This is a genomic window from Arthrobacter sp. UCD-GKA, from assembly GCF_001863355.1.
GTDB lineage: Bacteria > Actinomycetota > Actinomycetes > Actinomycetales > Micrococcaceae > Paeniglutamicibacter.
Window position 1 is genome coordinate 420,536 of record NZ_MOLR01000001.1, and the last position, 22,573, is coordinate 443,108.

Genomic DNA, 22,573 nt, shown 5'->3' on the forward strand with positions numbered 1-22,573 from the left:
CCTGCTTTCAACATGGCGGGGCGTCGGTGACGCGCCGCCGGTTTCCCGAAGGGTCGGGTGGCCGTGTGGGGCGCCGGGCCGTCGCCGGAACGTGCCCCGTGGTTCAAATCCCCAAGGATGGGAACCACTGTCCGGCCGGGCGCGAAGCACTGCCGGTGTGCCAGGATGCGGGACCGAGGCTCTCGGCCCGTACGTATTGCCAATCCTAGGGCGCACCTTGGCCATAAGACAGGTTTGGGATGGGGGAAATATGGCACGTCACTGAGCTGCGGTGCCGGGGGAGCAGCGTGCGGAAGCCTGTGGTCGCCGCCGGTGCGCAGCGTGGGGGACGGGATCTGTGGATTCGGCCAGGTGCCTTTGGGCGGGCTGCGGGCCCTTGGATCAGAGCGGCAGTGCCGAGCGGATGGGCCAGTCCTGGCCCTCCAGGATGAGCTGGGCGCAGGCCCCAGTGTCGGTGTTGAACACCAGCGGGGCCAGCAGGTTGACGCTCGCTTGGCTGTCGGAGGTATTCACTACGACCAGGACGCAGCGGGACGCGGGCTCGGGCTCCCCGAGCAACGCCATTTGCTCGTTGGTGAACACCGGCTTGTAGTCGGCCAGGTGCAGGGACGCGTCAAGCACGAACAGGCGCAGCCCCGCGGCCTGCGGGGAAGCCAGCGAGTACAACCCCAGCGCACCGTCGACGGGCTCAAGGGACAGCGTGGTGGCCTCGGGGAATCCCGGCAGCGCGGCGGCGGGAACCAGCACGCGGCTCATCGCAGGAAATCCATCAGCGAGGGCTGCAAGGTGCGGGCCGCGGCAGATAGGGCTGCCTGGTAGGCGACCTCCTGGGTCTTGAGCTCCAAGATGACCTTGCCCAGGTCGATGTCCTCGATGCCGCTGCGGCGGGCCTCGAGGGAAACGGCGTCCGAGAGCAAGGCATCGTCGGCGGCAAGCACCGACGCGTGGCTGGCACCGATGGTGGCCTGGGCCCCGAGGACCCTCTGCAGGCTCTTATCGACTTCGCCGATGCGGGCGGATATGTTTCTGCCTTCTCGCAGGTCCAAGGCGATCTCCTTTACGAGCTTAAAGACGTTTTCGTCGACATCCCCGAAGACCGCGGAACCGTCGGCATCCACGCGCACGGTCGAATTCGGGCCGATGCGTCGATCCACGGCCCCGGTGCCATGGAACTGGTACGTAGTGGAATCCAGGGCGTCGGGCTTGTTGGAGGTTCCGGCAAATACATGGCGTCCCATGAACTGGGTGTTGGCTGCGGTGACCAGAGAGTTGAGTAGTTGGTCCAGTTCCAGGGCGATGGCTTCCTTGGCGTCCGGGTTCAGGGCGCCGTCGTTGGCTCCCTTGACCGTGAGGTCGCGGACCTGCTGGATGATGTCGGTCGCGCTGGTCAGGGCCTTGTCCGTGGTGGAGAGCCAACCATTGGCGTCCTGCACATTGCGAGAGAACTGTGTATTCAGTCGCTGCTCGGCGCGCAGGGCCATGACATTTGCGGTGCCCGAAGGATCGTCGCTGGGCTTGCCGATCTCCTTCTGAGTGCCGGCCTTGTTCTGGATGGTGGCCAGCCGGGTCATGGCTGCCTGCAAGTTGCGCTCGGCATTGAGGTTGAGTGCCGCGGTCGTGATTCTGGTCATGGGTTTGGTTCCTTCCCCTAGCGTCCGACGAGTCCGGTGCGGTTGATCAGCGTGTCGAGCATTTCATCGACGGCTGTCATGACGCGCGCGGCCCCCTGGAAGGCATGCTGGTTGGCGATCAGTGCAACGTTCTCCTCATCGAGGGACACCGCGGAGACCGACTGCTGGGCGTTGATGGCCCCCGAGGCCGCCACCGCGGTGGAGACCGCTTGCTGGGCCTCGGCGCGGGTGGTTGTCCCGATCTTGATGACCAGGTTCGCCCACAAGGCGTCGGGACCGCCGGGCACCTTGCCGAGTTCCGCCATCTTCGCGGCGTTGGAACCGTCCAGGTTTCCGCCGGGGGTACTGCTGGTGGCAAGGTCTGCGGCCCCCTGGGCCAGAACCGACAAGTTGCCGGTGGCATCGAAACCGAAGAAGGCCAGACCCTTGTCTCCGGCCACGGTGAAGCCGTTTGCCTGGACATTGTTGACGCGATCGGCCAGTTCCTTGGCGATGCCTTCGAGTGATTTGGCGGCCTCGGAGAGCGAGCCTCCGGTGCCAGTGAGGTCGGCCGGTGCCAGGACCGCGAGCGCCCCGGCGAGCCGCCCGGATTGCAGGGCAATCGGCGACCCGGTGCGGTGGGCCCACTGGATGGATGGCGGGGAACCTGCGCCACCGAAGTTCAAGGCTCCTGTGGCTTCCAGCGGGCGGACAGTGTTGCCGGTGACCAAGGCATTTCCGTCGATCAGCACGTCGATGGTGCCGTCGGGCAGTTCGCGGACGGTTGCACCGGAAAGCTCGGCGATGTTCTGGGTCAACAGGTCCCGCTGATCCAGTAAGGCGTTGGGCGTGCCGCCGGATGCGACGGTCGAGCGGATCTGTTCGTTCAGGCCGGCGATGGCGGTGGCCGCGGCGTTGATGTCTCCGACCATGGTGTCAAGGCTTTGGCGTTGGGCCTCCCACTGGTCGGAGATCTCGGTGCGGGAGAGGCCGATGCGGTTGGCCACGGCCTTGGCACGCTCGATCAGGACCGCGGCGGGAGAGGTCTCGCCGGGTTGGTTGGACACATCCTGCCAGCCGGCCCAAAAATCGTTGAGCAGTGCAGAGAGCCCGTTTTCGCCCGGTTCCCGCAGGACCCCCTCGAGGTTGGTCAGTGCCTCGGCACGGGTGTCGGACTGGGCGGCCAGGGCGATGGTGCCGCGCACGCGGGCATCGAGATGGGCATCGGCCAAGCGGGCGATCCCTGTCAGGGCCACTCCTTGTCCGACGCCGGGCCGGGAAGCCAGCAGGCCGGTCGATGCTACGGAACCGACGGACAGGAAGTCGGCGCGTTGCCGGGTGTAACCGGCCGTGCCCACGTTGGCCATGTTGTTGCCGGCAGTCTCCATCGCGAGGCGCGCGGCATTCAGGCCGGACATTGCCGTGTTCAGGCCACTGAATGTACTCACGTCGGTTCCTTAGAGGTTGGTGTCGATGATGTGGGCGCCGGCGCTTTGCGACGCAGTTGCCCCGGCCGGGCCATACAACGAGGGGTCGTCACCCAGGGTTGCGAGAGTTTCCTGCGTGGACCGGTGGGCGGCACGCAGGTATTGTTCGTTGGCATCCCGCAGCTGGCCGATCTCGGCACCGGTATGTCGCAGTGCCGCCAGATGTGCGCCCAAGATTTCACTCCACGGGCCCTCGGGTGCGGCTTCGATGATCTCTGACAGGGGCGCTGCTGCGTCAAGTCCCCAGGACAAGGCAACCCTTGAGGCCTCGACCGCACGGTTCAGGCCCGCCGCGTTGACCTTCTGCAAGACGCTCTCGATCTCGCGTGTGGCCAACTGAATCCATTGGGACTTGCCGGCAACGAGCAAAAGATGCTGTTCCTCCAACTTGAAGTGCAGAAGCTCAAGTAGTTCCCGTTCTTTCCACAACAGGGCCGAAAGCTCATTGGTACCCATGATTTTTATCTCTCCAAAACTGTTGTGCCCCCAATAATTTCCCCAGTCATAGGAGTCTATCGGCCGACACAAAGTGAACGTTAGTTAACCAACGAGCCATTTAGGCCGAAATGCGGCTAACATCTGTTCTTGGGGAAATACGCATTTGGGGAAAATGGCTAGTTGGCCAGAGGCGATGGCTTCTGGACTTTTGATCACTCAAATGGACAAGGACGATCCGGTTGGAGCGACAAGTACGCAACCAGATGGTGCTGGAAAACCTTCCGCTGGTAGGTTATCTCGCTGCTGAATTATGCGCGAAGGCGACGCATCTCTCGCGTGAGGATTTGGCGTCGGTGGGGGCCATTGCCCTGATCACCGCGGCGGATTCCTTCGACGACACCCTCGGGGTTCCTTTCGGGGCCTACGCCCGACGGCGCATCGTGGGCGCCTTCGCCGATGACATGCGCTCCAACGACTGGGCTACGCGTGGCGCACGCAAGAAAATCACCGAAACACGCACTGTCCAGGATTCCCTGACTGCCGCACTGGGTCGAACCCCGACGGTTGTCGAGCTATCCGAAGCGTTGGGCCTTGACCAGACGGCTACTCTCGCGATCTTGAGCGACTCGGCACGCACCGTGGTGGCGATAGACGACACCATGAACGACTACCTTTCTTCCGGAATGGAGACACCAGAAGAATCAATGCTCGAAGTGGAACGCACCAAGGTCATCCGTGATGCCGTTGCGGCGCTGCCGGAGAACCTGCGCGTGGTCATCGAACGCATCTACTTCGAAGGTTCCACCGTGAAGGAGCTCGCAGCCGAAATGGGGGTCACTCACTCGGCCGTATCCCAGCGACGTACCGCGGCAATGAAGTTGCTGCACGAAGGATTGCAAACGCGGTATATCCCGGATCAGGAACCCTTGCCGGAATCCAGCCTCACCAGGGCGGCCACGCAGCGGCGTGAGCAGTACCTGAAAGACTTTGGTGAACGCGTCGCCGGTGGCATCGTGCGGTTGGCTGGCCAGCCTGCATGGCCCTCTGCATAGCGACCCAACACCTACTTTCCCATGACTGCTAACCGACCTTGTTCAACGGTCGATAGTCGGTGATTGAGGTCCACGGACGGACCTTGGWACATACACCCGTCTCACGGAGGAATTCACCATGGGTATGCAGATCAACACCAACATCGCGGCGCTTAACGCTCACCGCAACCTTTCCAACACGCAGAACGACCTCTCAAAGTCACTTGAGAAGCTGTCCTCGGGCCTGCGCATCAACCGTGCAGCCGATGACGCTGCAGGTCTTTCCATTTCCGAGGGCTTGCGCTCACAGGTCAACGGTTTGGGCGTCGCGGCTCGCAACGCACAGGACGGCATCTCGGTTATCCAGACCGCTGAAGGAGCCCTGACCGAGGTCCACTCGATCTTGCAGCGCGTCCGCGACCTCGCAGTTCAATCCGGTAACGATTCGAACAACACTGAATCTCGCGCTGCAATCGCCACCGAAGTTGCAGCGCTTGGAGCCGAACTCACCCGAATCGGTGCGTCCACAAACTTCAACGGCACTAAGCTTCTCGATGGCGTCACCACGGAACTTACTTTCCAGGTAGGCGCGGGTGGAGCAGCAGCTGAGGACCAGATCAAGATTTCCTTGGGCGACGTTGCTGCCGTTGGTACGGCGATTACCACTCTTGCAGGAACGGGCTTTTCGAGCGCGGCTAACGCATTGACCACGATCACAGCTATCGACAGCGAGATCAAGGATGTTTCGGCAGCTCGATCCAGCCTGGGTGCCTCACAGAACCGCTTCGAATCCGCCATCAACTCCCTGAACGTTTCGCGCGAAAACCTGCAGGCCGCAGAATCCCGCATCCGCGACGTTGACATGGCCGGCGAAATGGTGAATTTCACCCGCGCGAACATCCTGTCCCAGGCCGGTACCGCCATGCTCGCGCAGGCCAACCAGTCCAACCAGGGTGTACTGCAGCTTCTCGGCTAAGCATCCAACACCGCTCGGCAACCAAGCGGCTTTCAAGCCACGGACGGTTTAGGAACCGTGCCGAGCAACCACCGATCTCCCGTGGCAGATGCCGACTCATTGAGTCGGGCACCTGCCGCGGGAGATTCGCGGTATCCACACCACAGCTAGAAAGCGGAGAACACATGGGCCTGGCACTTGACGGACTCGCCAGCGGGCTGGACACCACCTCGTTGATCAAATCCCTGATGCAGGTTGAAGCGATCCCGCAGAACATCCTGAAAAACAAGGTCAGCGCCACCAAGACCATGGTCGCCGCATTGCAGGCGCTGAACACCAAGGTTGCCGACCTTGCCACACTGACGGCGAAGCTGGCCAAGCCCGAGTCGCTCCAGCTGTTCAACACTTCGGGAAGCTCCGAAGGCTTGAAGGTGACGACCTCGGCCGGGGCCACCTCCGGCACTCTCGACCTGATGGTCGACAAGCTCGCCCAAAGCCAGCTGCAGGTATCCGCTCCCGTCACCGAATGGGACGCATCAACCTTCACCATCACCGCGGGTGGCACCGACACGGCCATCGTGGCCACGTCAAATTCCCTCGATGACATCATCTCCGCAGTCAATGCCTCGGATTCGGGAGTTAAGGCAGTCAAGGTTTCCGCCGGCAACGGCGAATACCGCGTGCAGTTCTCCGCAACCGAGACCGGGGTCGCGAACAAGTTCATGATCTCCGGCACAGGCGTGCCGTTGACCGCGGTCCGTGACGCGCAAGATGCCGAGATTACACTGTGGGCCGGGAGCACCGCTCCGCAAACAATCACCTCGTCCACGAACACCTTTGCATCCCTGCTACCCGGTGTGGATGTCACTGTTTCAAAGGTCTCCACCGAGCCGGTGACGGTGTCGATCGAACGCGACAACGAGGCCACCTCCAAGGTCGCCTCGGACCTGGTGAACTCCCTGAACGACCTATTCAAGTTCATTGCCGCAAACTCCGCCGTCACCTCGGGGACCGGTGGTGCCACCAGCGGCATGATCTTCACCGGCGACAGCACCGCACGCGACGTGAAGCAGCGCATTATGGATGCGGCCATCATGCCGATCGACTCCAAGTCCCCGTCGGAAATCGGCATTTCCATCACCAAGGACGGCAAACTCGAGTTCGACGCCGAGAAGTTCTCCAAGGCCCTTGCCGAGGACCCCGCCCGCGTCGAATCGGTGCTCACCACCATCTCCTCGCGGGTTTCCACCGTTGCTTCGAACATGTCCGACAAGTACGACGGGGCCATCACTTCCCGGATCAAAGGCCAGGAATCGGTGGTCTCTCGCCTGGACACCCAAGTTGAGGATTGGGATAGGCGCCTGAGCAGCAGGGAAGCAACACTCAAGCGCATCTACTCCAGCCTCGAGGTGCAGCTCAGCAACCTCAACTCCCAGCAGTCCTACCTGGCCTCGCAACTGGCCTCACTCCCGACCACGCAGACGAAGTGATGATGAACCCGGCCCTCAAACGTGCGCAGCTTAACCGCGAGGCGATCCTTTCGGCCAGCCCCGCGCGGCTGCTCACCATGCTCTACGACCGCCTGCTGGTGGACCTCAACCGGGCCGAAGCCGCCCAGCTTTCGGGGAACTGGCCTGCGGCATCGGAAAACCTGGTGCACGCCCAGTCGATCATTGCCGAGCTCATCTCGTCCCTGAACAGCGATCTCTGGTCGGGGGCCACGCAGCTGCACAGCCTCTACGCCTTCTCGACCCAGCTGCTCATCGACGCCAACATCAAGCGCGACCCGGCACTGACGCGCCAGGCCATCACTCTGATGGAACCGCTGCGCCAGACCTGGCACGAGGCAGCCTCTGCCCCTGCTGTGCCGGTCGTCGGCGGCGAACACATTGGCTGATAGCCAGGCCCCGCACCGCGGCCATGAATCCTGGGAACTGTTCCTGGGTGATCTGGCCGCCCACGTGGCAGCGCTGCGCTCGGCCGCCGCGGAAGAATCCCTGCTGCTGGAACTGCCCGTCGCTCCGTGGCACCCGCCTGAAGGCCTAGGCGAGATCCCGCAGGAGCTCGCACCGCGGGCCGCGGACTTGCTCTCCCAGATGCAGGGACTGGCCCCGCTGCTCGAACAGCGCCGCGAGGCCACCATGAAGCAGCTGCGCGCCGTCGACTCCGTTCCCCGGGACACCGGGCAGACGTCCATCTACCTGGATTCAATCGGATAGAGCAAACAGCTAACGGTTAGCTGACATCGGCCGATGGTCTAGGAAGAGCACGGATAGCTCACTTTCCTTTTGCGCCCACGGATGGGCCACGCACCGACCCTGGAGCAATTCGTCGTGTTCGATTCCGTCACGTCCCTGGCGCTGGAAAGCGCGCTGGACGGCCTGGCCCTGCGCCAGCGTGCCATCGCAAACAACATCGCGAACGTCAACACCCCCGGCTACCACGCCCGCCGTGTCGAATTCGAGTCCGCCCTGGCCAAGTCCGTGTCCGAGGGCAACGGCCACGTTGCTGCAACCACGTCGAACTCGCTGGAGCCCACGCGCCTTGACGGAAACAACGTGAACTTGGATACGGAAACGCTCTCGAACATCGACACCGTGCTGCGCTACCAGTTCGCCACCCAGGCTGCCTCCGGGCCCTTCAACTCCATCCGCACCGCACTTCGGAGCAACTAATGCTAGACGCCATCGGCATTGCCGGCACCGCACTGACCGTCCACCGCAAGTGGCTAGACGCCGTTTCCGACAACCTTGCCAACGCCAGCACCGCCACTTCCACCGACGGCGAAGCCTTCCGGGCCCGCTACGTGCTGGCCCAGGCCGGCGCCGAAAACACCGGGGTCTACGTGGCAGGGGCCGAGTTCGGGGACGCCGAGGGGCGTCTCGTGCACGAACCGGACCACCCGCTGGCGGACGAGGAAGGCTATGTCCGTTACCCGGACATCGACTTGTCCGAGCAGATGGGCTCGCTGATCATGGCCCAGCGCGGCTACCAAGTCAACGCCGCCGTCGTTGACCGCGCCAAGGAAACCTACCAGGCAGCACTGCAGATCGGACGCAACCAGTAATGGCCTTCGAAATCGGCCCGGTCGCGGGCGTCAGCCCCACCCTGCCCACCGGCTACCTGAAACCTGCAGGAACGCCGTCCACCGACGGCTCGGCCTTCGCCACCGCCCTGGGAGGGGCCGTGGATTCGGTCCAGTCCCTGCAGGCCACCTCGAATGATCTTTCGATCAAGGCAGTGACCGGGGACCTGACCGACATCCACGCGGCCACGCTTGCCTCGACGCGTTCCGCGGTCGCCCTGGAAATGGTGTCCACCTTCCGCAACCGCGGTGTTGAGGCCTTCAACGAAATCATGAGGATGCAAGCCTAGTGGCCAACGTTCCAGCGCCCGTGACCAAGGCACTCGATGCCGTGCGAGGCTTTTCCCTGGCCCAGCGCACCATCGCCCTGATCGGGGTCGCCGTCCTGGTCCTGGGCTCCATTGCATTGGTGGCCTTCATGAGCCAACCCAAGCTGACCCCGCTGTTCACTGGTCTTGCGCCGGAGGATGCCGCGGGCATCGTGGAACAGCTCCAGGCCGATGCGGTTCCCTACGAACTGACCGGGGGAGGGGGCACCATCCTGGTGCCCGAGGCTAACGTCTACGACTCGCGGCTCAAGGCCGCCGCCGCAGGGATGCCCAGCGCCGGAACCAGCGGCTACTCGCTGCTTGACGACATGGGCGTGACTTCGAGCGAATTCCAGCAGTCCATCACCTACAAGCGCGCCCTCGAGGGAGAACTGGCCACCACTATCGGTGCCATGGACGGCATCAAGCTCGCCTCGGTGAAGCTGGCCATCCCAGAACAAACCGTTTTCGTGGATTCCAAGTCAAACCCCACAGCCTCGATCTTCGTCGAGACCAAGCCGAACGTAAACCTCACCAGCAGCCAGGTCCAATCGATCGTCCATTTGACCTCCTCGGCCGTAGACGGCATGAAGGCCGAGGACATCTCGGTCGTGGATTCCACCGGTAAGCTGCTCTCCGCCGCAGGCGTCGGGCTCACCGGAGGGGCCGAGAAGCAAACGGCCGACTACGAATCCCGGGTCGCTTCGGTCATCCAGGGAATGCTGGACCGCGTGGTGGGCCCGGGCAACGCCACGGTGGCCGTCGCCGCGGATCTCTCCCTGGAATCGGCCGAACGCACCGAGGAATCCTTCACCAACCCCGAAGGCAACCCCGCGTTGACCGAGTCAAGCAAGGAAGAAGAATACGAGGGCAGCGGCGGGGCCGGAGCCGGGGTCCTAGGACCGGACAACATAGCGGTGCCCGGTGGGTCCGATGGCGAGGGAACCTTCAACTCCACCGACACCCAACGCACCAACGCGGTGAACAAGGTGACCGAAAACCGATTGATCCCCTCCGGCACGCTCAACCGCCAGAGCGTGTCCGTCGCCCTGGATGCCGCGGCCGCCCAGGGTCTGGACATCCCCGAGATCACCCAGATGGTCAGCACCGCGGCGGGCATCGACACCGAGCGCAACGACACCGTCAACGTCTCGGTGGTCCCGTTCAACGCGGACGCCGCCACCGCCGCGCAAGACGCCTTGGCCGCGGCCGCCGCCGCGGAGACCGCTGCGCGCAACGCCGCCCTGCAGAAGAACCTGATCATCGGCGGGGTCATCGCCCTGGCCCTGCTGCTGGCAACCGTCTACGCGCTGTACGTGCGGCGCAACAAGCAAAACCGGGAACCGGTCGACCTGGGCGAATTCCGCGAATTCGCCCCGCTGCCGCCCGCTCCCTCCGCGGTCACGAACCCCGAGACGATGGCCATCAGCCAGGTGCCCATCCCGGAACCGGCACTCGCGCTGGCGACCCCGCACCACGTCAAGCGCGACGAGCTCTCGGCCCTGGCCGCCAGCGACCCGGCCAAGATGGCCGACTACCTGCGCTCCGTGATGGACGATAGGGGCAACGAATGAAGCAGGACCCAAGCAATGCAGCCCGAAAGCTGACCGGCATCCAAAAGGCCGCGATCGTGCTGATGCAGCTGGACCAGCACCACGCGGCCGAGGTCATGCGCCAATTCACCGAGTTCGAGGCCGACGAGATTGCCGCCGAACTGGTGCGCCTGCGCCGTATCGACGCCGGGACGATCGAAGACACCATCGACGAGATCCACGAGATGGCCACATCCGGGAAGCCCACCGCGCGCGGCGGCCGGGACGTGGCGGCGGGCCTGCTGGAAGCCTCCTTCGGCAGCGAAAAGGCGACCACGGTGATGAACCGGCTGTCCTCCTCGATGTCAGGAATGACCTTCGAGTTCCTCGACGGCAGCGACCCGGCGCACATCGCTTCGCTGCTCGACGGGGAACTGCCCCAAACCATCGCCCTGGTGTTGGCCCACCTGCGTCCCGAGGTCGCCTCGGTGGTGCTGGCCGGGTTCGAGGGCCCGGCCCGCACCGACACCGCCAGGGCCCTGGCCACCATGGGCACCGCGGTGCCTGAGGCGGTGCGCGTGGTCGCGGAGGAATTGAAGAAGCGCACCGGATCGGTCATGACGAGCCACGAACCGCTCGAGACCGTCGGGGGGATCCAACCCCTGGTGGACATCCTGAATCGCTCGGACGTCACGATGGAGAAGGACCTGCTGGCCTCCCTGGACGAACGGGACCCCGAGCTGGCCGAGGAAGTACGCTCGCGCATGCTCTCCTTCGCGGACCTGGTCAAGTTCGAACGCCGCGACGTGCAGCGCGTGCTGCGCGGGGTCGACCCGACCACGCTGGCCTTCGCGCTCAAGGGCGCGGCGGCCGAGGTCGAGGAAACCATCCGCGCCAACATCTCCGACCGCACCAAGGAAATCCTTGACGCGGAAATCTCCTCCATGGGCAAGGTCCGCCTCTCGCAGGTCGAGGAGGCCCGCGCCGACGTCGTCCAATCGATCCGGGCGCTGGAAGCCAGCGGCGAGATCACCATCAAGCGCGGCGATGAGGATGACTATGTCCTCTGACGCCCAGGGGTTCGAACCGGTGCATTTCAGCGTGCTCGCTCCCTCGTCCGGGGACCGGCGCGAGGCCGGCGCCTCGCATGCGCACGGCTATGCCACCGGCTACGCGCAGGGCATCCGCGCCGCCGAGGCCGTAGCGCGGACCGCGCGCGAGGATGCAGCACGGACCGCCGCCGAGGCCGAAGCCGCACGGCGGGCAGAACACGCCGACGCGTTGCGCGCCCTGGCCGGTGCCGCTGCGGCCCTGAACGCACGCACCGTTCCGGTGCTGGAGGAGGCCTCCGGCGTGCTGGTGGAATCCGCGCTGCTGCTCGCGGAAAAGATCGTGGGAAAGGAGCTTTCCAACGACCGCTTCGGGGCCAAGGCTGCACTGGACCGCGCCATGGATGGCATCGACGCGGCCACCGTGCGCCAGGTGCGGATGAATCCGCAGGATCTGGCGCTGTTGGACCTGGACACCGTGCCGGGCACCTCGATCGTGCTGGTTGCCGATCCGTCCCTGGCCCGCGGGGACGCGCTGACCGCATTCGATTCCGGATTCCTTGACGCGCGCATTTCAACCGCCCTTGAACGGGCCGCCGCCGCCTTGCGGAGCGGAATCGCATGAGCCTGGATACGCGTTCCTGGAAGGGCCTCGGTGCCGCGCTGTCCGCGGCCGGACCGGTGCCCATGGGGGTCGTCTCCTCCGTGGTGGGCCTGGGCCTGGAAGTTTCCGGGCTCAACGCCCCGGTAGGCACCGTGCTGCACATCGGGGAGAAGAAGATCCCCGCCGAGGTCGTGGCCGCCCGCAGCGACACCCTGCACTGCATGCCGCTGGGAGCCCTGGACGAGATCCAGGTGGGCGACTTCGTGCACAGCAGCGGCACCGCGGCCTACATCCCGGTCGGCACCGGCCTGCTGGGACGGGTGCTGAACGGGCTGGGAAACCCCATTGACGGCCTGGGCGCCCTGGGGGAGCACACCATGGTGCCCATGGAGAACCAGGCACCGGCCGCCCTGGAGCGCAGCAGGATCACCGATCCGCTGCAGCTGGGGGTCCGGGTCATGGACACGCTCACCGCGGTGGGTGCCGGGCAACGCATCGGCCTGTTTGCAGGCTCCGGCGTCGGGAAGTCCTCGCTGCTATCCATGATTGCCCGCGGCACCGCCGCGCAGGTCAACGTCATCGCCCTGGTGGGGGAGCGCGGGCGCGAGGTCCGCGAATTCCTCGAGGAAGACCTGGGTCCCGAGGGACTGGCCCGGTCCATCGTCGTGGTGTCCACCGCGGACGAGCCGGCACGCATGCGCCTGCGGGCGGCCTTCGTCGCCACCCGCATCGCCGAGTCGTTCCGCGAATCCGGTGCGCAGGTGCTGCTGATGATGGATTCGCTGACCCGCGTGGCCATGGCCCAGCGCGAGATCGGCTTGTCGGCCGGCGAACCGCCGGCAACCCGCGGCTACCCGCCCTCGACCTTCTCGTTGCTGGCCAGGCTCCTGGAACGCGCCGGAACCTCGGCGAACGGGTCGATCACCGGCATCTACACCGTGCTGGTGGACGGGGACGACCACAACGAACCCATCGCCGATGCGACCCGCTCGCTCCTGGACGGGCACATCGTGTTGGACCGCAAGCTGGCCATTGCCGGGCATTTCCCCTCCATCGACGCCCTGGCCTCGGTCTCGCGCGTTGCCTCGAAGGTCACCACCCGGGAGCAGGCCCGGGCAGCTGGAACGCTGCGTAAGGTCTTGGCCGCGCGGCGCTCTGTGCAGGACCTGCTCGACGTGGGCGCCTACCAGCGCGGCAGCAACCCGCTGGCCGACGCCGCGGTCGACCATGAAGGGCGAATCAACGATTTCCTGCAACAACGTCTCGAGGAACCGGTGCCCAGCACCCGGTCCTGGGCCGAGCTTGAATCGCTACTGCTTTCCATGGGGGTGTCCTGATGTCCAAGGGATTTGCACTGTCCGGCCTGCTGAGGCTGCGCGGCCTGCAGGAAACCAAGGCCGCCGGCCAACTCGCCGCGGCCAACCACGCCCTGCGCCGGGGCACCGGTGAGCGCAACACCGTGCGGGAATCCATCGCGGCTCCCGAGGACGCCCCCGTTGACAGCGGAACGCTGATGGCGCTCATGGCCGCCCGCGCCTCCACGCGCGGCATGCTGCTTGAACTGGATGCCATGATCGCGGGCCTGGACTCGGACGCGGACCACGCCCGCGAGGCACACCGGCAGGCCCGGGCCGAGCTGAAGTCCCTGGAAAAGCTGGCCGACCGCCACGAGATCGCCGTCCGCAACCAGGCCCTGGCCCGCGAGCAAGTACTGCTTGACGACCTGGGTGCCACCAACGCCTTCGAAGGGAAGACACCGTGAGCTTCACCGACATGGCCTCGCGCATCGGTGCGATCCAGGGAACCCTGGCTCGTGTCAGCGGCACCACGGCAACGGCTCGCCCGGAACCGCTGTCGGCCGGCACCGCTTCGGCGGCTTCCATGTACGCGGGGGGAACTGCGGGCACCGCTTCCGCGCTGCCCGCAGCCCCTTCAACACCGGCGGCATTCACCCAGGCACTGCAGGAGGCCATGGCCGCCCCGGCGGTGCTCGCCCCCAAGACAGCAACCCCGGCACCTGCCCCCTCCATTGCGCCGGGTACCGGTGCCGCCGCGGGCAAACCGGACGCGGTGCACAACGAACCAAAGGCAACTAGGGGCGGCGTAGACGGGTCGGACGTGGTCGCGGCTGCGAAGAAGTACCTTGGCGTCCCCTATGTGTGGGGCGGCAACAACCCCAAGATCGGACTTGACTGCTCGTCCTTCGTCCAGCACACCTTCAGGGACCTGGGCGTGGAACTTCCGCGCGTTGCCCGCCAGCAGGCCAAGGAAGGCACCGAGGTGCCTTCGCTGTCCCAGGCCAAGCCGGGGGACCTGATCGTCACACGGGGTGGTGGCCATATCGGCATCTACCTGGGTGACAACAAAATGATCCATGCCCCGCGACCCGGCGAAAGCGTGAGCATCCGCAAGCTCTTTGAAACGGATGCCACGATCATGACCATCCGCCGGATCGTGCCCTCTGAGACCTCAGCCCCGGCCGCGGCGAAGCCGGCGGCCGGCGCTACCAAGGAGACAGCCATCGAACAGGCCGAACTAACCGCAGCCGTGCAGCGGGCACTCTTCTCGACGGCGGTGAATGGCGCATGATGCCCCTGATACCAACAACTTTAACTCACCAGACCGGTGCCGGTGCATCGACCACGGGCTCCGGCACATCCACCCGCGCCGGCGGTACCGATCTTCCCGCAGCCGCGGCACCGGGGCTGTTCGCCGAACTCTTCGCCTCCATGATTCCTGTTTCGGCACCACGGCAGGACGCGGAAGCACCTGCGCACATGGCAACGTATCCGGCCGAAACCGTGGCGGGTGGCGCAGCTGCCGGGCAACCGTCTGCCGAGGCCGCGGATCCCGCCGCCGCAGTACCCGAGACGACGGAAGCCACGCCCGAGGCCAGGTCAGAGGGTTTGCTGCTGGCGCAGCGGGCGCACTATCCGAGCTTGGCACCGGTCGGAGCCACACCGGATGCCGCCGTACCCGGTTCGACAGACATGGCCCCAGCGACGAACCAGCCCGCTTCGACGGTCCAGTTCGAAATCTCAACTGCACAGGCTCCGGACCTCCGCGCCGGCAGTGATCCGCTGGCAACCGGTTCCGCGGCCCAGGCATCCTCCCCGGTCGCCGTTGCCCCGCTGCTCACCTTGGCACTGCCAGGGGCACCAACGCCCGAGACCGCTGCGCCGCCGCAGGTTCCGCCGCTGCCGGTGGCCGAAGCCCCGCTGCTCACCTTGCCACGGCCCGGAGGGCCAACGCCCGAGACTGCTGCACCGCCACAGGATCCAGCGCTGCCGGTGGCCAACGCCCCGTTGCTAGTTATCAAGATGCCTGAGTCGGCCGACTCCACATCGGGTGTCCCCGAGCTGGTGGACGCCGCCGGTTCGGTGTCCCTGGATTCGAGCCAAACTGCGCCAACCACCACGCTGCACGCCTCAGTGCCCGGGGCGGCATCGGTGCAGGGTGCGACACCGGCCGCGATCCAAACAGGAGTCCCCGAAACCGAGACCGACACGGCTGAAGGATCCGCGGCCGGAGTCGGCCCGCCACCTGCCACCGCCGGAGTTGCCCTGGCCGAGTCAAAGCCTTCCGCCGTGCCTCTAACCCCGGTGTCGGCATCCGCCATCGCTGCCCACTCCGTTGCCCAAGCCGCTGAACCCGGTCCGGCAGCCGTGGCCCGCCCGTCAGCCGATGTGGGTGTAGGGCCCATCGACCCGATCGAGATGCTATCGACCACGGCCGCACCGGCCAGGACCCAACCCCCGCTGCCGCTGCACCGGCAATTGCTCGGGCCCATCGCCACGCTGGCCGCCGGACCCAACGGGGAACGCACGCTGAGCGTGAACATCGCCCCGGAGGCACTGGGCCCCATCACGGTCAAGGCCCACCTGGGATCCGAAGGCATCCGCATGGATATTTCCGCTCCCACGGAAGCCGGACGCGAGGCGCTGCGGGCCATGCTGCCGGAACTGCGCCGCGAACTGGCGGCCAGCGGAGGGGGCAGCATCACCCTGAACACCACTGCGGACGGCTCGTCCTCCGGGGGCAGTCCCCGGGGCGAAGCGTTCGGAGACGGGGGAGAGCAACGCGCAGCCCCCGCCCCCCGATCCACGGTGTTGCCCGGGGGCACCGGACAACCGACCGAATTCCAAGCCCAGCCAGAACTCCCGACGCACCGTGCCACATCCCATCTCGACGTGATGGCCTAGGAAGGAAATAAGCCCATGACCGTGCCACCCATCGAGGCCACCCAATTCGGGGCCGGAGCAGCACCTGCCCGCACGCCCAAGCAGACTATGGACGGGGAGATGTTCCTGCACCTGCTGGTCACCCAGCTGGCCAACCAGGACCCCAGCTCGCCCATGGACACCAACGAGATGATCTCCCAGACCACGCAGCTGGCGTCCATGGAGCGGCTGAACCAGCTCAGCGCCACCCAGGACGTTTCCCTGGCCATCCAGCAGCGACTGGCCGTCTCGGCGCTGATCGGACAGCAAGTCACCACCGGCGGCGATGACCCCGTTACGGGTGTCGTCACGGCGGTCTCCTTCGTCGGCATCGATCCGGTGGTCACGGTCGGGGACAAGCAGATCCCCTATGGGCAGATCCTCACCGTGGGGATGCCGGTTGATCCACCCGCGGCGGAAGATCCTGCCGAGGACCCCGAACCGGAGACCACGGAACCCGATCCCGTCGGCGCCTAGCCTTTGGCCCGAACTTTTCTTGACCCCTTGCCATTTCCTTCAACGCAGAAAGTGACCCCACCCCCATGCTTCGTTCACTGTATTCAGGAATTTCCGGTCTTCGCGCCCACCAAACCATGCTCGACACCACCGGCAACAACATCGCCAACGTCAACACCGCGGGCTTCAAGTCTTCTTCCGTCCAGTTCCAGGACACCCTCTCGCAGATGACGCAGGGCGCCACCACCCCCGGTGCCGACACCGGCGGACGCAACCCCGCCCAGGTGGGCCTGGGCGTGCAGGTGGCCGGCATCGCCACCAACTTCGGACAGGGCTCGTCCCAGAGCACCGGGCGTGCCTCGGACATGATGATCTCCGGGGACGGGTTCTTCATCACCCGCTCGGGCAACGCGACCACCCTGACCCGCGCCGGTGCCTTCGAATTCGACGCCAACGGACGACTCACCAGCCCCGACGGCGGCATCGTGCAGGGCCGCATGGCAGTCAACGGCGCGATGCCCATCGGTGGCGCACTGGGCGACATCGTCCTGCCCCGCGACCTGGTCTCGCCGGGCACCGCCACCACCGAGGCGGCACTAACCGGCAACCTGCCCAAGGAAACCGCCATCGATGGCACGATCACCCAGGACAAGGAGATTTTTGCCGCCGACGGCACCAGCCGCACCATGTCCCTGACGTTCACCCGCACCGCTGGCGGCTGGGACGTGGCTGCCAACGACGGTGCATCGCCAGCCATCACCGACAACAGCACGCTCACGCTGAACGACGACGGCACGCTGGTCGGTGACAAGATACTGAATCTTGGAGAACTCGAGGTGGACCTCTCCAAGGTCACCGGCTACGCGGGCCTGAAGACCGTGTCGATCGCCTCGGCGAACGGCAACGCCGCCGGCACCCTGGAGTCCTACACCCTGGGCTCGGACGGCACGCTGACCGGCACCTTCTCCAACGGCAAGCAGCAGGCCATAGCCCAGATCGTGCTCGGGACCGTGGCCAACCCCTCCGGCTTGCAGAAGACCGGCGGCTCGGGCTACACGACCACCGCAAACTCCGGGAACATCGAATTCGGTGCTCCGGGTGACCCGGGCATGGGATCGATCGCCGGCGGCATGCTGGAAATGTCCAATGTCGACCTGTCCCAGGAATTCACCAACCTGATCGTCGCCCAGCGTGGATTCCAGGCCAACGCCCGCATCATCACCACTAGCGACGAGGTCCTGCAGGAACTGGCCAACCTCAAGCGTTAAGTCACCGGCACACAAGTGAGCCCCCGAACCGAAAACGGCTTCGGGGGCTCAGTGCCATTTGCCGGTGACCGGCACAACTACACGTCATTGGGGCTTAGTCTTTTGGATTCCGCTTCCTGCGCGAAGGAATTGCGGCGACTCCGCGCGACAGTTTTCGTTCGGAGGTCCGGGGTGACTTCGGCCTCGCGGTCCCTGATTCTACTGGATAGACCCAGAAATTCGAGGAACGACGGACGCGCGAAAGCCGCCTGGAATCGATCCATTCGGCCTTCAAAATCGTCGATGGCCTTCGGGACATCAGGGTCGTTGCAAGCGTCATCCCGGGTTGGTATTTTCTTGCCCTGATTAAGTTCTCCAGCTCCTCCCGGTCCTCGTCGTATCTTCAGGCTCTGCTTGCTTAACCTCCAATGTAGGCACGGGAATCGCGTTGCACTTCAGCTCCTCACCGATAGTCCGAAATGGCTTTGACCACCAATGCGAGCGACGCGACCATGAGTTTGGCCATGTGCGGCGGGACCTGAAGCGTGAGCCAGATCCAGAAGCCGCCCAACACGGTCCCAATGATTCCAGCGACGCCCTGCACGTCTGCCACGAAGAGGTCCCGGTGTCCCAGGAATCGAACAAAGCCAGTCACGACAAGCAGCATCACGACGATCACAATGAACCACGCCACTGTTTTACCCAGTAGTGACCCGGTGGTGTTGATTCCCTGGCCCATGCAGCAAGGGTACGAGTCGAGCCAGGCACTTTCGCAAGTCTCGGCGCCACCTGTGGATGACAAGGCCAAGAACCGGCGCTGGCGCCCGGATGTCCAGACATGTGCCTCACTGCTGGCTAACGGAGCCGCCCTTCCTGCCGAGAGTGCACCTGTGAAAGGACGGTCGAATTCATGATCGTAGTCACCAGGCTCAATGCCACACGCTTTGCGATCAACGCCGACCTCATCGAGCGGATCCAGGAAAACCCCGACACAGTCGTGGTCATGGTCAACGGTGCCAAGTACGTGGTGCGCGAAACCATGGAGGAAGTCATCTCCCTGGTGGCGGGGCACCGCGCCCGCGTGGTCTCGCTGGCCCGCCAGGCCCTGCCGTCCGATCCGCCCCTGACGCTTCGATAGAGGACGACCTTTGGATCCCGCAACACTCATAGGCCTGCTGCTGGCCTTCGGCGCGATGTTCACCATGCTGTTCATGGAGGGCGCCTCGGTCTCCTCGATCCTGCTGCCGGCCCCCATGATCATCGTGTTCGGCGGAACCATCGCCGTGGGCATCGCCAGCGGGACCATCGGGGACACGATCACCGCGATCAAGGCGCTGCCTTCGGCCTTCCGTGGCAAGCTGTCCCCGGTGCGCGAAACCATTGGCAAGCTGGTCGAGCTCGCCGAGGTGGCACGCAAGGACGGCCTGCTGGCCCTGGAGGCCGAGGCCCGCGACGCCAAGGATCCCTTCCTGGGGCGTGCCCTGCAGTCCCTGGCCGACGGCATGGATGGTGACGATCTGCGCGAGACCCTCGAGGACGAGATCACCACGCGCGAGGGCACCAACGCCATCGCGCACAAGTGGTTCTCCACTCTGGGCGGCTACGCACCCACCGTGGGCATCATCGGCACCGTGATTTCACTGACCCACGTGCTCGAAAATCTCTCCAAGCCCGACGAGCTGGGCCACATGATCGCCGCGGCCTTCGTGGCAACCCTCTGGGGCCTGGTGTCGGCCAACTTCATCTGGCTGCCCATCGGCTCACGCCTGCGCCGGCTCTCCGAGCTGGAAATCGATTCGATGACCCTGGTCCTCGAAGGCGTGATGGCCATCCAAGGGGGCAGCCAACCGATCCTGCTGGAAGAAAAGCTCAAGGCCATGGTCCCGCCCCACCTGCTGGGCAAGGAAGCAGCACAGGCGAAGGGCGCCGACACCAAGGCCCTGCTCGACGACTTCAAGGAAGCCGCGTGAGCAGCTCCGGTCGCGGGGGCCGGCGGGGCCGCAAGCCGGCCCAGTCCGGTCACGACGGTCCGGACGAGCGCTGGATGGCCTCCTACATGGACATGGTCACGGTGCTGATGTGCCTGTTCATCGTGCTCTTCGCCATGTCAACCGTCGACCAAGACAAATTCGAGGCGCTGAAGAACTCCCTGGCCACCGGCTTCGGCTCCGAACAAAGCATCACCGCCGACACCGCCGACGGCATCGTGGTACCCCCGGAACTGGTCGGCACCGAGGGGTTGCTTGCCAACAGCAAGATCGACGGGCAGACCAAGGATGCGCTGCTCGAGCTGGCCAAGAGCGAGGAAGCCGACCTGCTGGAAATCAAGAGCCGCATCCAAAAGCGGCTGAAGGGCTCGGGGCACGACGGGGCCGCGGTCTTCTCCATCGACAACCGCGGGCTGACGGTGCGGCTTGTCAGTGCCGAGACCTTCTTCGTGCCCAACAGCGCCAAGCTCACCGAGGATGCCCGGGAAATCATTGATGCCATAGCCCCGGTGCTGGCCCCCACCAAGCGGTACTTCGAGGTGGAGGGCTTCGCGGACGAGCGACGCCCGGTCCAGCCGTACCCCACCAACTGGGAACTCTCCGCGTCCCGCGCCACCGGCGTGCTGCGGGCCTTGGTCGAGGACGGGGGAGTGAAGGCCGCACGGATCTCCTCGGTCGGCTACGGGGACGCCCGTCCGGTCCCCGGAGCCAAGGACCTGTCGCTGAACCGCCGGGTCGACATTGTGGTGCTGTCCAACCAGCCAGAATCCGTGCGCAACCTGTTGCAACAAACGCCCTAGTGGGTGCGGCAACGGGCGATCCTGCCCGGGACCGGCCGAAAATGGTTGACCGCACCGGCTAACGCTTACCCTGATCCTGCCGATAGTGGTGCCAGTGACGCTCTTGCCTGCGGGACACCCCGGTGCGGGTGGACCGACCCCGAACCCCGAGGACCCGGCCATTGCCGTGCCCTACGACTTCCGCCGGCCCACAACCCTTGCCCGCGAGCACGCGCGCGTGCTCGAGTTGGCCTTTGAGACCTTTGCCCGGCAGTGGGGCACCCAGCTGACCGCAAAGATCCGCGTGATGTCCCAGGTGTCCCTGGAATCGGTGTCCATGGCCTCCTACGACGACTACGTCGCCGGACTGCCGCCGGCCACCACGATGGTGCTGGCCGAGGTCGCCGGGCACGAGGCCCGCACCGTGATCCAGTTCCCGGCCGCCGACGCGCTGAACTGGATCTCCCACATGCTCGGCAGCCCCGTCGCCACCGACGTGCCCGAGCGCAAGTTCACCCGCATCGAGGCCACCTTGGTGCGCGGGCTGATGGACGAGGCACTCGAGGACCTGCACTATTCCCTGGGCGCCCTGCTGAAGCACCAGCTGACCGTGGCCACCATCGGGCACAACTCCCAGTTTGCGCAGGCCGCCACGAAATCCGAGATCGTCATCACCGCCTCCCTGCGCGTGCGCGTGGGCGAGCGCAGCGCCCTGGCCACCGTCGCGCTGCCTGCGGAGATGTTGTTGCCGCAGCTGGGGGAAACCAACCCGCGCTCGGCGGTCGAGGACGCCCCGGGACTGCTGGCCGAGGCCGTCGCCGGGGTGCCGGTGGACCTGTCCATGTCGCTGGTCCCGGCCAAGGTGCTGCCGGGCGCCATCTTGAACCTGGCGGTGGGAGATGTGTTGCCGCTGCCGCACCCGGTCCACCGGCCCTTCGAGCTGTCCGTGGGCGGGCGCCGCCTGGGCACGGCCGCGGCCGGAACCCGCAGCGGCCGGATCGCCGCCGTCGTCGTTTCAACCGAGGAGACTCCCGCATGATTCCCGAACCATCCGCCACCCCGGTCCTGCATTCGACCGCGCTGTACACCGCTGCGGCCGAGGCCCTGGCCGGAATGCTGCCCACCGGTTCCCCGGTGGACGCCGTGCTGCAGCACGGGGCCCGCGACGCCGGGCTGCTTGACGGGCCCGGCGAACTGGTGTCCGCCGGCTTCGTGGGCCAGCACTCGGCCGACGTGCTGCTGCAGGTCGCCGCACCACTGCTGGGCGGAGCCCCCGGAGGGCCCGGTTCGCTGGTCGCGGCCTCCGACGTGCTGCGTCCCGCACTCGAAGCGGCCACCGGGGTGCTGGGTGCCGGGGTGCTGTCCACCGAGGCCGCGGTGCGCCCGGACGCGCTGCTGGGGGATTCCGAGACCGTGTGCTTCGAACTGCGCAGCGCCGGGGAAAAGATCGGGTTCTTCGCCATCCGCATCCGCGAAAATGACCCGGCTCCCGCCCCGCAGGCCCCGGGTGCCGGGGTGCGCGAGGACATGTCCAGCAAGCTGGGCCGGATCAACAACGTGGAAATGGCCCTGACCGTGGAGATCGGGCGCACCCGCATGTCGGTGCGCGACGTGCTGGGCCTGGAGCCCGGCGCCGTGGTGGAGCTTGACCGCTCCGCCGGGGCTCCGGCGGACATCCTGCTCAACGGCCGGCTCATCGCCCTGGGCGAGGTCGTGGTCATGGACCAGGACTACGGGGTGCGCATCACCCAGATCCTCGACGTGAACGAGGGCTTGTCCTAGGC

At 65.7% G+C, this 22,573-nt stretch carries 27 protein-coding genes; 22 read left to right on the forward strand and 5 right to left on the reverse strand.

Going from position 1 to position 22,573, the window contains the following annotated elements:
- Positions 1–381: 381 nt before the first annotated feature.
- Genes fliW through BLJ79_RS02020 form a run of 4 tightly spaced genes read right to left on the reverse strand, consistent with a single transcriptional unit; the run spans position 382 to position 3,553 of the window.
- The gene (fliW, locus tag BLJ79_RS02005) at positions 382–756 is read right to left on the reverse strand and encodes a flagellar assembly protein FliW (RefSeq protein WP_083410932.1); all 375 of its coding nucleotides are present in this window, start codon (positions 754–756) and stop codon (positions 382–384) included.
- Positions 753–1,631, reverse strand: coding sequence for a flagellar hook-associated protein FlgL (flgL, locus tag BLJ79_RS02010; RefSeq protein ID WP_071212974.1), 879 nt, complete (start codon positions 1,629–1,631; stop codon positions 753–755). The genes fliW and flgL overlap by 4 nt, the downstream gene beginning before the upstream one ends.
- Positions 1,632–1,648: 17 nt before the next feature.
- Positions 1,649–3,058: a flagellar hook-associated protein FlgK gene (flgK, locus tag BLJ79_RS02015; protein ID WP_071212975.1), complete on the reverse strand. Its 1,410-nt coding sequence runs from the start codon at positions 3,056–3,058 to the stop codon at positions 1,649–1,651.
- Between the two features lie 9 nt (positions 3,059–3,067).
- Positions 3,068–3,553, reverse strand: coding sequence for a flagellar protein FlgN (locus BLJ79_RS02020; protein ID WP_071212976.1), 486 nt, complete (start codon positions 3,551–3,553; stop codon positions 3,068–3,070).
- A 221-nt stretch (positions 3,554–3,774) separates the two neighbouring features.
- Here BLJ79_RS02020 and BLJ79_RS02025 point away from each other — a divergent pair, with 221 nt between their 5' ends.
- The 17 genes from BLJ79_RS02025 to BLJ79_RS02105 all read left to right on the forward strand — a co-directional run bounded on the left by BLJ79_RS02025 (position 3,775) and on the right by BLJ79_RS02105 (position 18,043).
- Complete coding sequence (locus BLJ79_RS02025) at positions 3,775–4,587, forward strand: sigma-70 family RNA polymerase sigma factor (protein WP_071212977.1); 813 nt, start codon at positions 3,775–3,777, stop codon at positions 4,585–4,587.
- Between the two features lie 118 nt (positions 4,588–4,705).
- Positions 4,706–5,542 carry a flagellin N-terminal helical domain-containing protein gene (locus BLJ79_RS02030; RefSeq protein WP_071212978.1) on the forward strand — a complete coding sequence of 279 codons (837 nt, stop codon included), beginning with the start codon at positions 4,706–4,708 and terminating at the stop codon, positions 5,540–5,542.
- A gap of 164 nt (positions 5,543–5,706) precedes the next feature.
- On the forward strand, positions 5,707–7,011 hold the full coding sequence (gene fliD / locus BLJ79_RS02035; RefSeq protein WP_071212979.1) for a flagellar filament capping protein FliD: 1,305 nt from the start codon (positions 5,707–5,709) through the stop codon (positions 7,009–7,011).
- A complete protein-coding gene (gene fliS, locus BLJ79_RS02040) occupies positions 7,011–7,418 on the forward strand; it encodes a flagellar export chaperone FliS (protein WP_071212980.1) in 408 nt (135 codons plus the stop codon). The genes fliD and fliS overlap by 1 nt, the downstream gene beginning before the upstream one ends.
- Positions 7,411–7,740: a hypothetical protein gene (locus BLJ79_RS02045; RefSeq protein ID WP_071212981.1), complete on the forward strand. Its 330-nt coding sequence runs from the start codon at positions 7,411–7,413 to the stop codon at positions 7,738–7,740. The genes fliS and BLJ79_RS02045 overlap by 8 nt, the downstream gene beginning before the upstream one ends.
- A gap of 114 nt (positions 7,741–7,854) precedes the next feature.
- Positions 7,855–8,196: a flagellar basal body rod protein FlgB gene (locus tag BLJ79_RS02050; protein WP_071213240.1), complete on the forward strand. Its 342-nt coding sequence runs from the start codon at positions 7,855–7,857 to the stop codon at positions 8,194–8,196.
- Positions 8,196–8,588 carry a flagellar basal body rod protein FlgC gene (locus tag BLJ79_RS02055; protein WP_071212982.1) on the forward strand — a complete coding sequence of 131 codons (393 nt, stop codon included), beginning with the start codon at positions 8,196–8,198 and terminating at the stop codon, positions 8,586–8,588. Before BLJ79_RS02050 ends, BLJ79_RS02055 begins: the two co-directional genes overlap by 1 nt.
- Positions 8,588–8,896: a flagellar hook-basal body complex protein FliE gene (gene fliE, locus BLJ79_RS02060; RefSeq protein ID WP_071212983.1), complete on the forward strand. Its 309-nt coding sequence runs from the start codon at positions 8,588–8,590 to the stop codon at positions 8,894–8,896. The genes BLJ79_RS02055 and fliE overlap by 1 nt, the downstream gene beginning before the upstream one ends.
- On the forward strand, positions 8,896–10,488 hold the full coding sequence (gene fliF, locus BLJ79_RS02065) for a flagellar basal-body MS-ring/collar protein FliF (protein ID WP_071212984.1): 1,593 nt from the start codon (positions 8,896–8,898) through the stop codon (positions 10,486–10,488). Before fliE ends, fliF begins: the two co-directional genes overlap by 1 nt.
- Entirely contained in the window at positions 10,485–11,516 is a 1,032-nt protein-coding gene (gene fliG / locus BLJ79_RS02070) for a flagellar motor switch protein FliG (protein WP_083410934.1), read from the forward strand. The genes fliF and fliG overlap by 4 nt, the downstream gene beginning before the upstream one ends.
- Entirely contained in the window at positions 11,506–12,120 is a 615-nt protein-coding gene (locus BLJ79_RS02075; protein ID WP_071212985.1) for a FliH/SctL family protein, read from the forward strand. Before fliG ends, BLJ79_RS02075 begins: the two co-directional genes overlap by 11 nt.
- Entirely contained in the window at positions 12,117–13,436 is a 1,320-nt protein-coding gene (locus tag BLJ79_RS02080) for a FliI/YscN family ATPase (protein ID WP_071212986.1), read from the forward strand. The genes BLJ79_RS02075 and BLJ79_RS02080 overlap by 4 nt, the downstream gene beginning before the upstream one ends.
- Complete coding sequence (locus tag BLJ79_RS02085) at positions 13,436–13,861, forward strand: flagellar FliJ family protein (RefSeq protein ID WP_071212987.1); 426 nt, start codon at positions 13,436–13,438, stop codon at positions 13,859–13,861. The genes BLJ79_RS02080 and BLJ79_RS02085 overlap by 1 nt, the downstream gene beginning before the upstream one ends.
- On the forward strand, positions 13,858–14,688 hold the full coding sequence (locus BLJ79_RS02090; protein WP_071212988.1) for a C40 family peptidase: 831 nt from the start codon (positions 13,858–13,860) through the stop codon (positions 14,686–14,688). The genes BLJ79_RS02085 and BLJ79_RS02090 overlap by 4 nt, the downstream gene beginning before the upstream one ends.
- On the forward strand, positions 14,685–16,301 hold the full coding sequence (locus tag BLJ79_RS02095; RefSeq protein ID WP_139194669.1) for a flagellar hook-length control protein FliK: 1,617 nt from the start codon (positions 14,685–14,687) through the stop codon (positions 16,299–16,301). The genes BLJ79_RS02090 and BLJ79_RS02095 overlap by 4 nt, the downstream gene beginning before the upstream one ends.
- Before the next feature lie 15 nt (positions 16,302–16,316).
- Positions 16,317–16,796: a flagellar hook assembly protein FlgD gene (locus BLJ79_RS02100; protein ID WP_071212990.1), complete on the forward strand. Its 480-nt coding sequence runs from the start codon at positions 16,317–16,319 to the stop codon at positions 16,794–16,796.
- 65 nt (positions 16,797–16,861) lie between these two features.
- On the forward strand, positions 16,862–18,043 hold the full coding sequence (locus BLJ79_RS02105) for a flagellar hook protein FlgE (protein WP_071212991.1): 1,182 nt from the start codon (positions 16,862–16,864) through the stop codon (positions 18,041–18,043).
- Between the two features lie 442 nt (positions 18,044–18,485).
- Here BLJ79_RS02105 and BLJ79_RS02110 read toward each other — a convergent pair whose 3' ends face one another.
- Positions 18,486–18,761, reverse strand: coding sequence for a hypothetical protein (locus tag BLJ79_RS02110; protein WP_139194670.1), 276 nt, complete (start codon positions 18,759–18,761; stop codon positions 18,486–18,488).
- A 171-nt stretch (positions 18,762–18,932) separates the two neighbouring features.
- Here BLJ79_RS02110 and BLJ79_RS02115 point away from each other — a divergent pair, with 171 nt between their 5' ends.
- From BLJ79_RS02115 to fliN, 5 genes are all read left to right on the forward strand, one after another.
- The gene (locus BLJ79_RS02115) at positions 18,933–19,160 is read left to right on the forward strand and encodes a flagellar FlbD family protein (protein WP_071212993.1); all 228 of its coding nucleotides are present in this window, start codon (positions 18,933–18,935) and stop codon (positions 19,158–19,160) included.
- A 10-nt stretch (positions 19,161–19,170) separates the two neighbouring features.
- Positions 19,171–19,992 (forward strand): motility protein A, encoded by an 822-nt coding sequence (locus BLJ79_RS02120; RefSeq protein WP_071212994.1) that lies wholly within the window; start codon positions 19,171–19,173, stop codon positions 19,990–19,992.
- The gene (locus BLJ79_RS02125; protein WP_071212995.1) at positions 19,989–20,810 is read left to right on the forward strand and encodes an OmpA/MotB family protein; all 822 of its coding nucleotides are present in this window, start codon (positions 19,989–19,991) and stop codon (positions 20,808–20,810) included. Before BLJ79_RS02120 ends, BLJ79_RS02125 begins: the two co-directional genes overlap by 4 nt.
- A 94-nt stretch (positions 20,811–20,904) precedes the next feature.
- Complete coding sequence (locus tag BLJ79_RS02130) at positions 20,905–21,828, forward strand: flagellar motor switch protein FliM (RefSeq protein ID WP_286135229.1); 924 nt, start codon at positions 20,905–20,907, stop codon at positions 21,826–21,828.
- On the forward strand, positions 21,825–22,571 hold the full coding sequence (gene fliN, locus BLJ79_RS02135; RefSeq protein WP_071212996.1) for a flagellar motor switch protein FliN: 747 nt from the start codon (positions 21,825–21,827) through the stop codon (positions 22,569–22,571). The genes BLJ79_RS02130 and fliN overlap by 4 nt, the downstream gene beginning before the upstream one ends.
- Positions 22,572–22,573: the final 2 nt, after the last annotated feature.

Bases quoted from the DNA above. Each gene is read 5' to 3' on its own strand.
- flgL (WP_071212974.1), bottom strand. From the start codon at position 1,631: ATGACCAGAATCACGACCGCGGCACTCAACCTCAATGCCGAGCGCAAC.
- fliS (WP_071212980.1), top strand. From the start codon at position 7,011: ATGATGAACCCGGCCCTCAAACGTGCGCAGCTTAACCGCGAGGCGATC.
- BLJ79_RS02105 (WP_071212991.1), top strand. From the start codon at position 16,862: ATGCTTCGTTCACTGTATTCAGGAATTTCCGGTCTTCGCGCCCACCAA.
- BLJ79_RS02030 (WP_071212978.1), top strand. From the start codon at position 4,706: ATGGGTATGCAGATCAACACCAACATCGCGGCGCTTAACGCTCACCGC.
- BLJ79_RS02085 (WP_071212987.1), top strand. From the start codon at position 13,436: ATGTCCAAGGGATTTGCACTGTCCGGCCTGCTGAGGCTGCGCGGCCTG.
- BLJ79_RS02055 (WP_071212982.1), top strand. From the start codon at position 8,196: ATGCTAGACGCCATCGGCATTGCCGGCACCGCACTGACCGTCCACCGC.
- fliD (WP_071212979.1), top strand. From the start codon at position 5,707: ATGGGCCTGGCACTTGACGGACTCGCCAGCGGGCTGGACACCACCTCG.
- fliW (WP_083410932.1), bottom strand. From the start codon at position 756: ATGAGCCGCGTGCTGGTTCCCGCCGCCGCGCTGCCGGGATTCCCCGAG.
- fliE (WP_071212983.1), top strand. From the start codon at position 8,588: ATGGCCTTCGAAATCGGCCCGGTCGCGGGCGTCAGCCCCACCCTGCCC.
- BLJ79_RS02080 (WP_071212986.1), top strand. From the start codon at position 12,117: ATGAGCCTGGATACGCGTTCCTGGAAGGGCCTCGGTGCCGCGCTGTCC.
- BLJ79_RS02100 (WP_071212990.1), top strand. From the start codon at position 16,317: ATGACCGTGCCACCCATCGAGGCCACCCAATTCGGGGCCGGAGCAGCA.
- BLJ79_RS02110 (WP_139194670.1), bottom strand. From the start codon at position 18,761: ATGGGCCAGGGAATCAACACCACCGGGTCACTACTGGGTAAAACAGTG.
- fliN (WP_071212996.1), top strand. From the start codon at position 21,825: ATGATTCCCGAACCATCCGCCACCCCGGTCCTGCATTCGACCGCGCTG.
- BLJ79_RS02075 (WP_071212985.1), top strand. From the start codon at position 11,506: ATGTCCTCTGACGCCCAGGGGTTCGAACCGGTGCATTTCAGCGTGCTC.
- BLJ79_RS02115 (WP_071212993.1), top strand. From the start codon at position 18,933: ATGATCGTAGTCACCAGGCTCAATGCCACACGCTTTGCGATCAACGCC.
- fliG (WP_083410934.1), top strand. From the start codon at position 10,485: ATGAAGCAGGACCCAAGCAATGCAGCCCGAAAGCTGACCGGCATCCAA.
- BLJ79_RS02095 (WP_139194669.1), top strand. From the start codon at position 14,685: ATGATGCCCCTGATACCAACAACTTTAACTCACCAGACCGGTGCCGGT.
- BLJ79_RS02020 (WP_071212976.1), bottom strand. From the start codon at position 3,553: ATGGGTACCAATGAGCTTTCGGCCCTGTTGTGGAAAGAACGGGAACTA.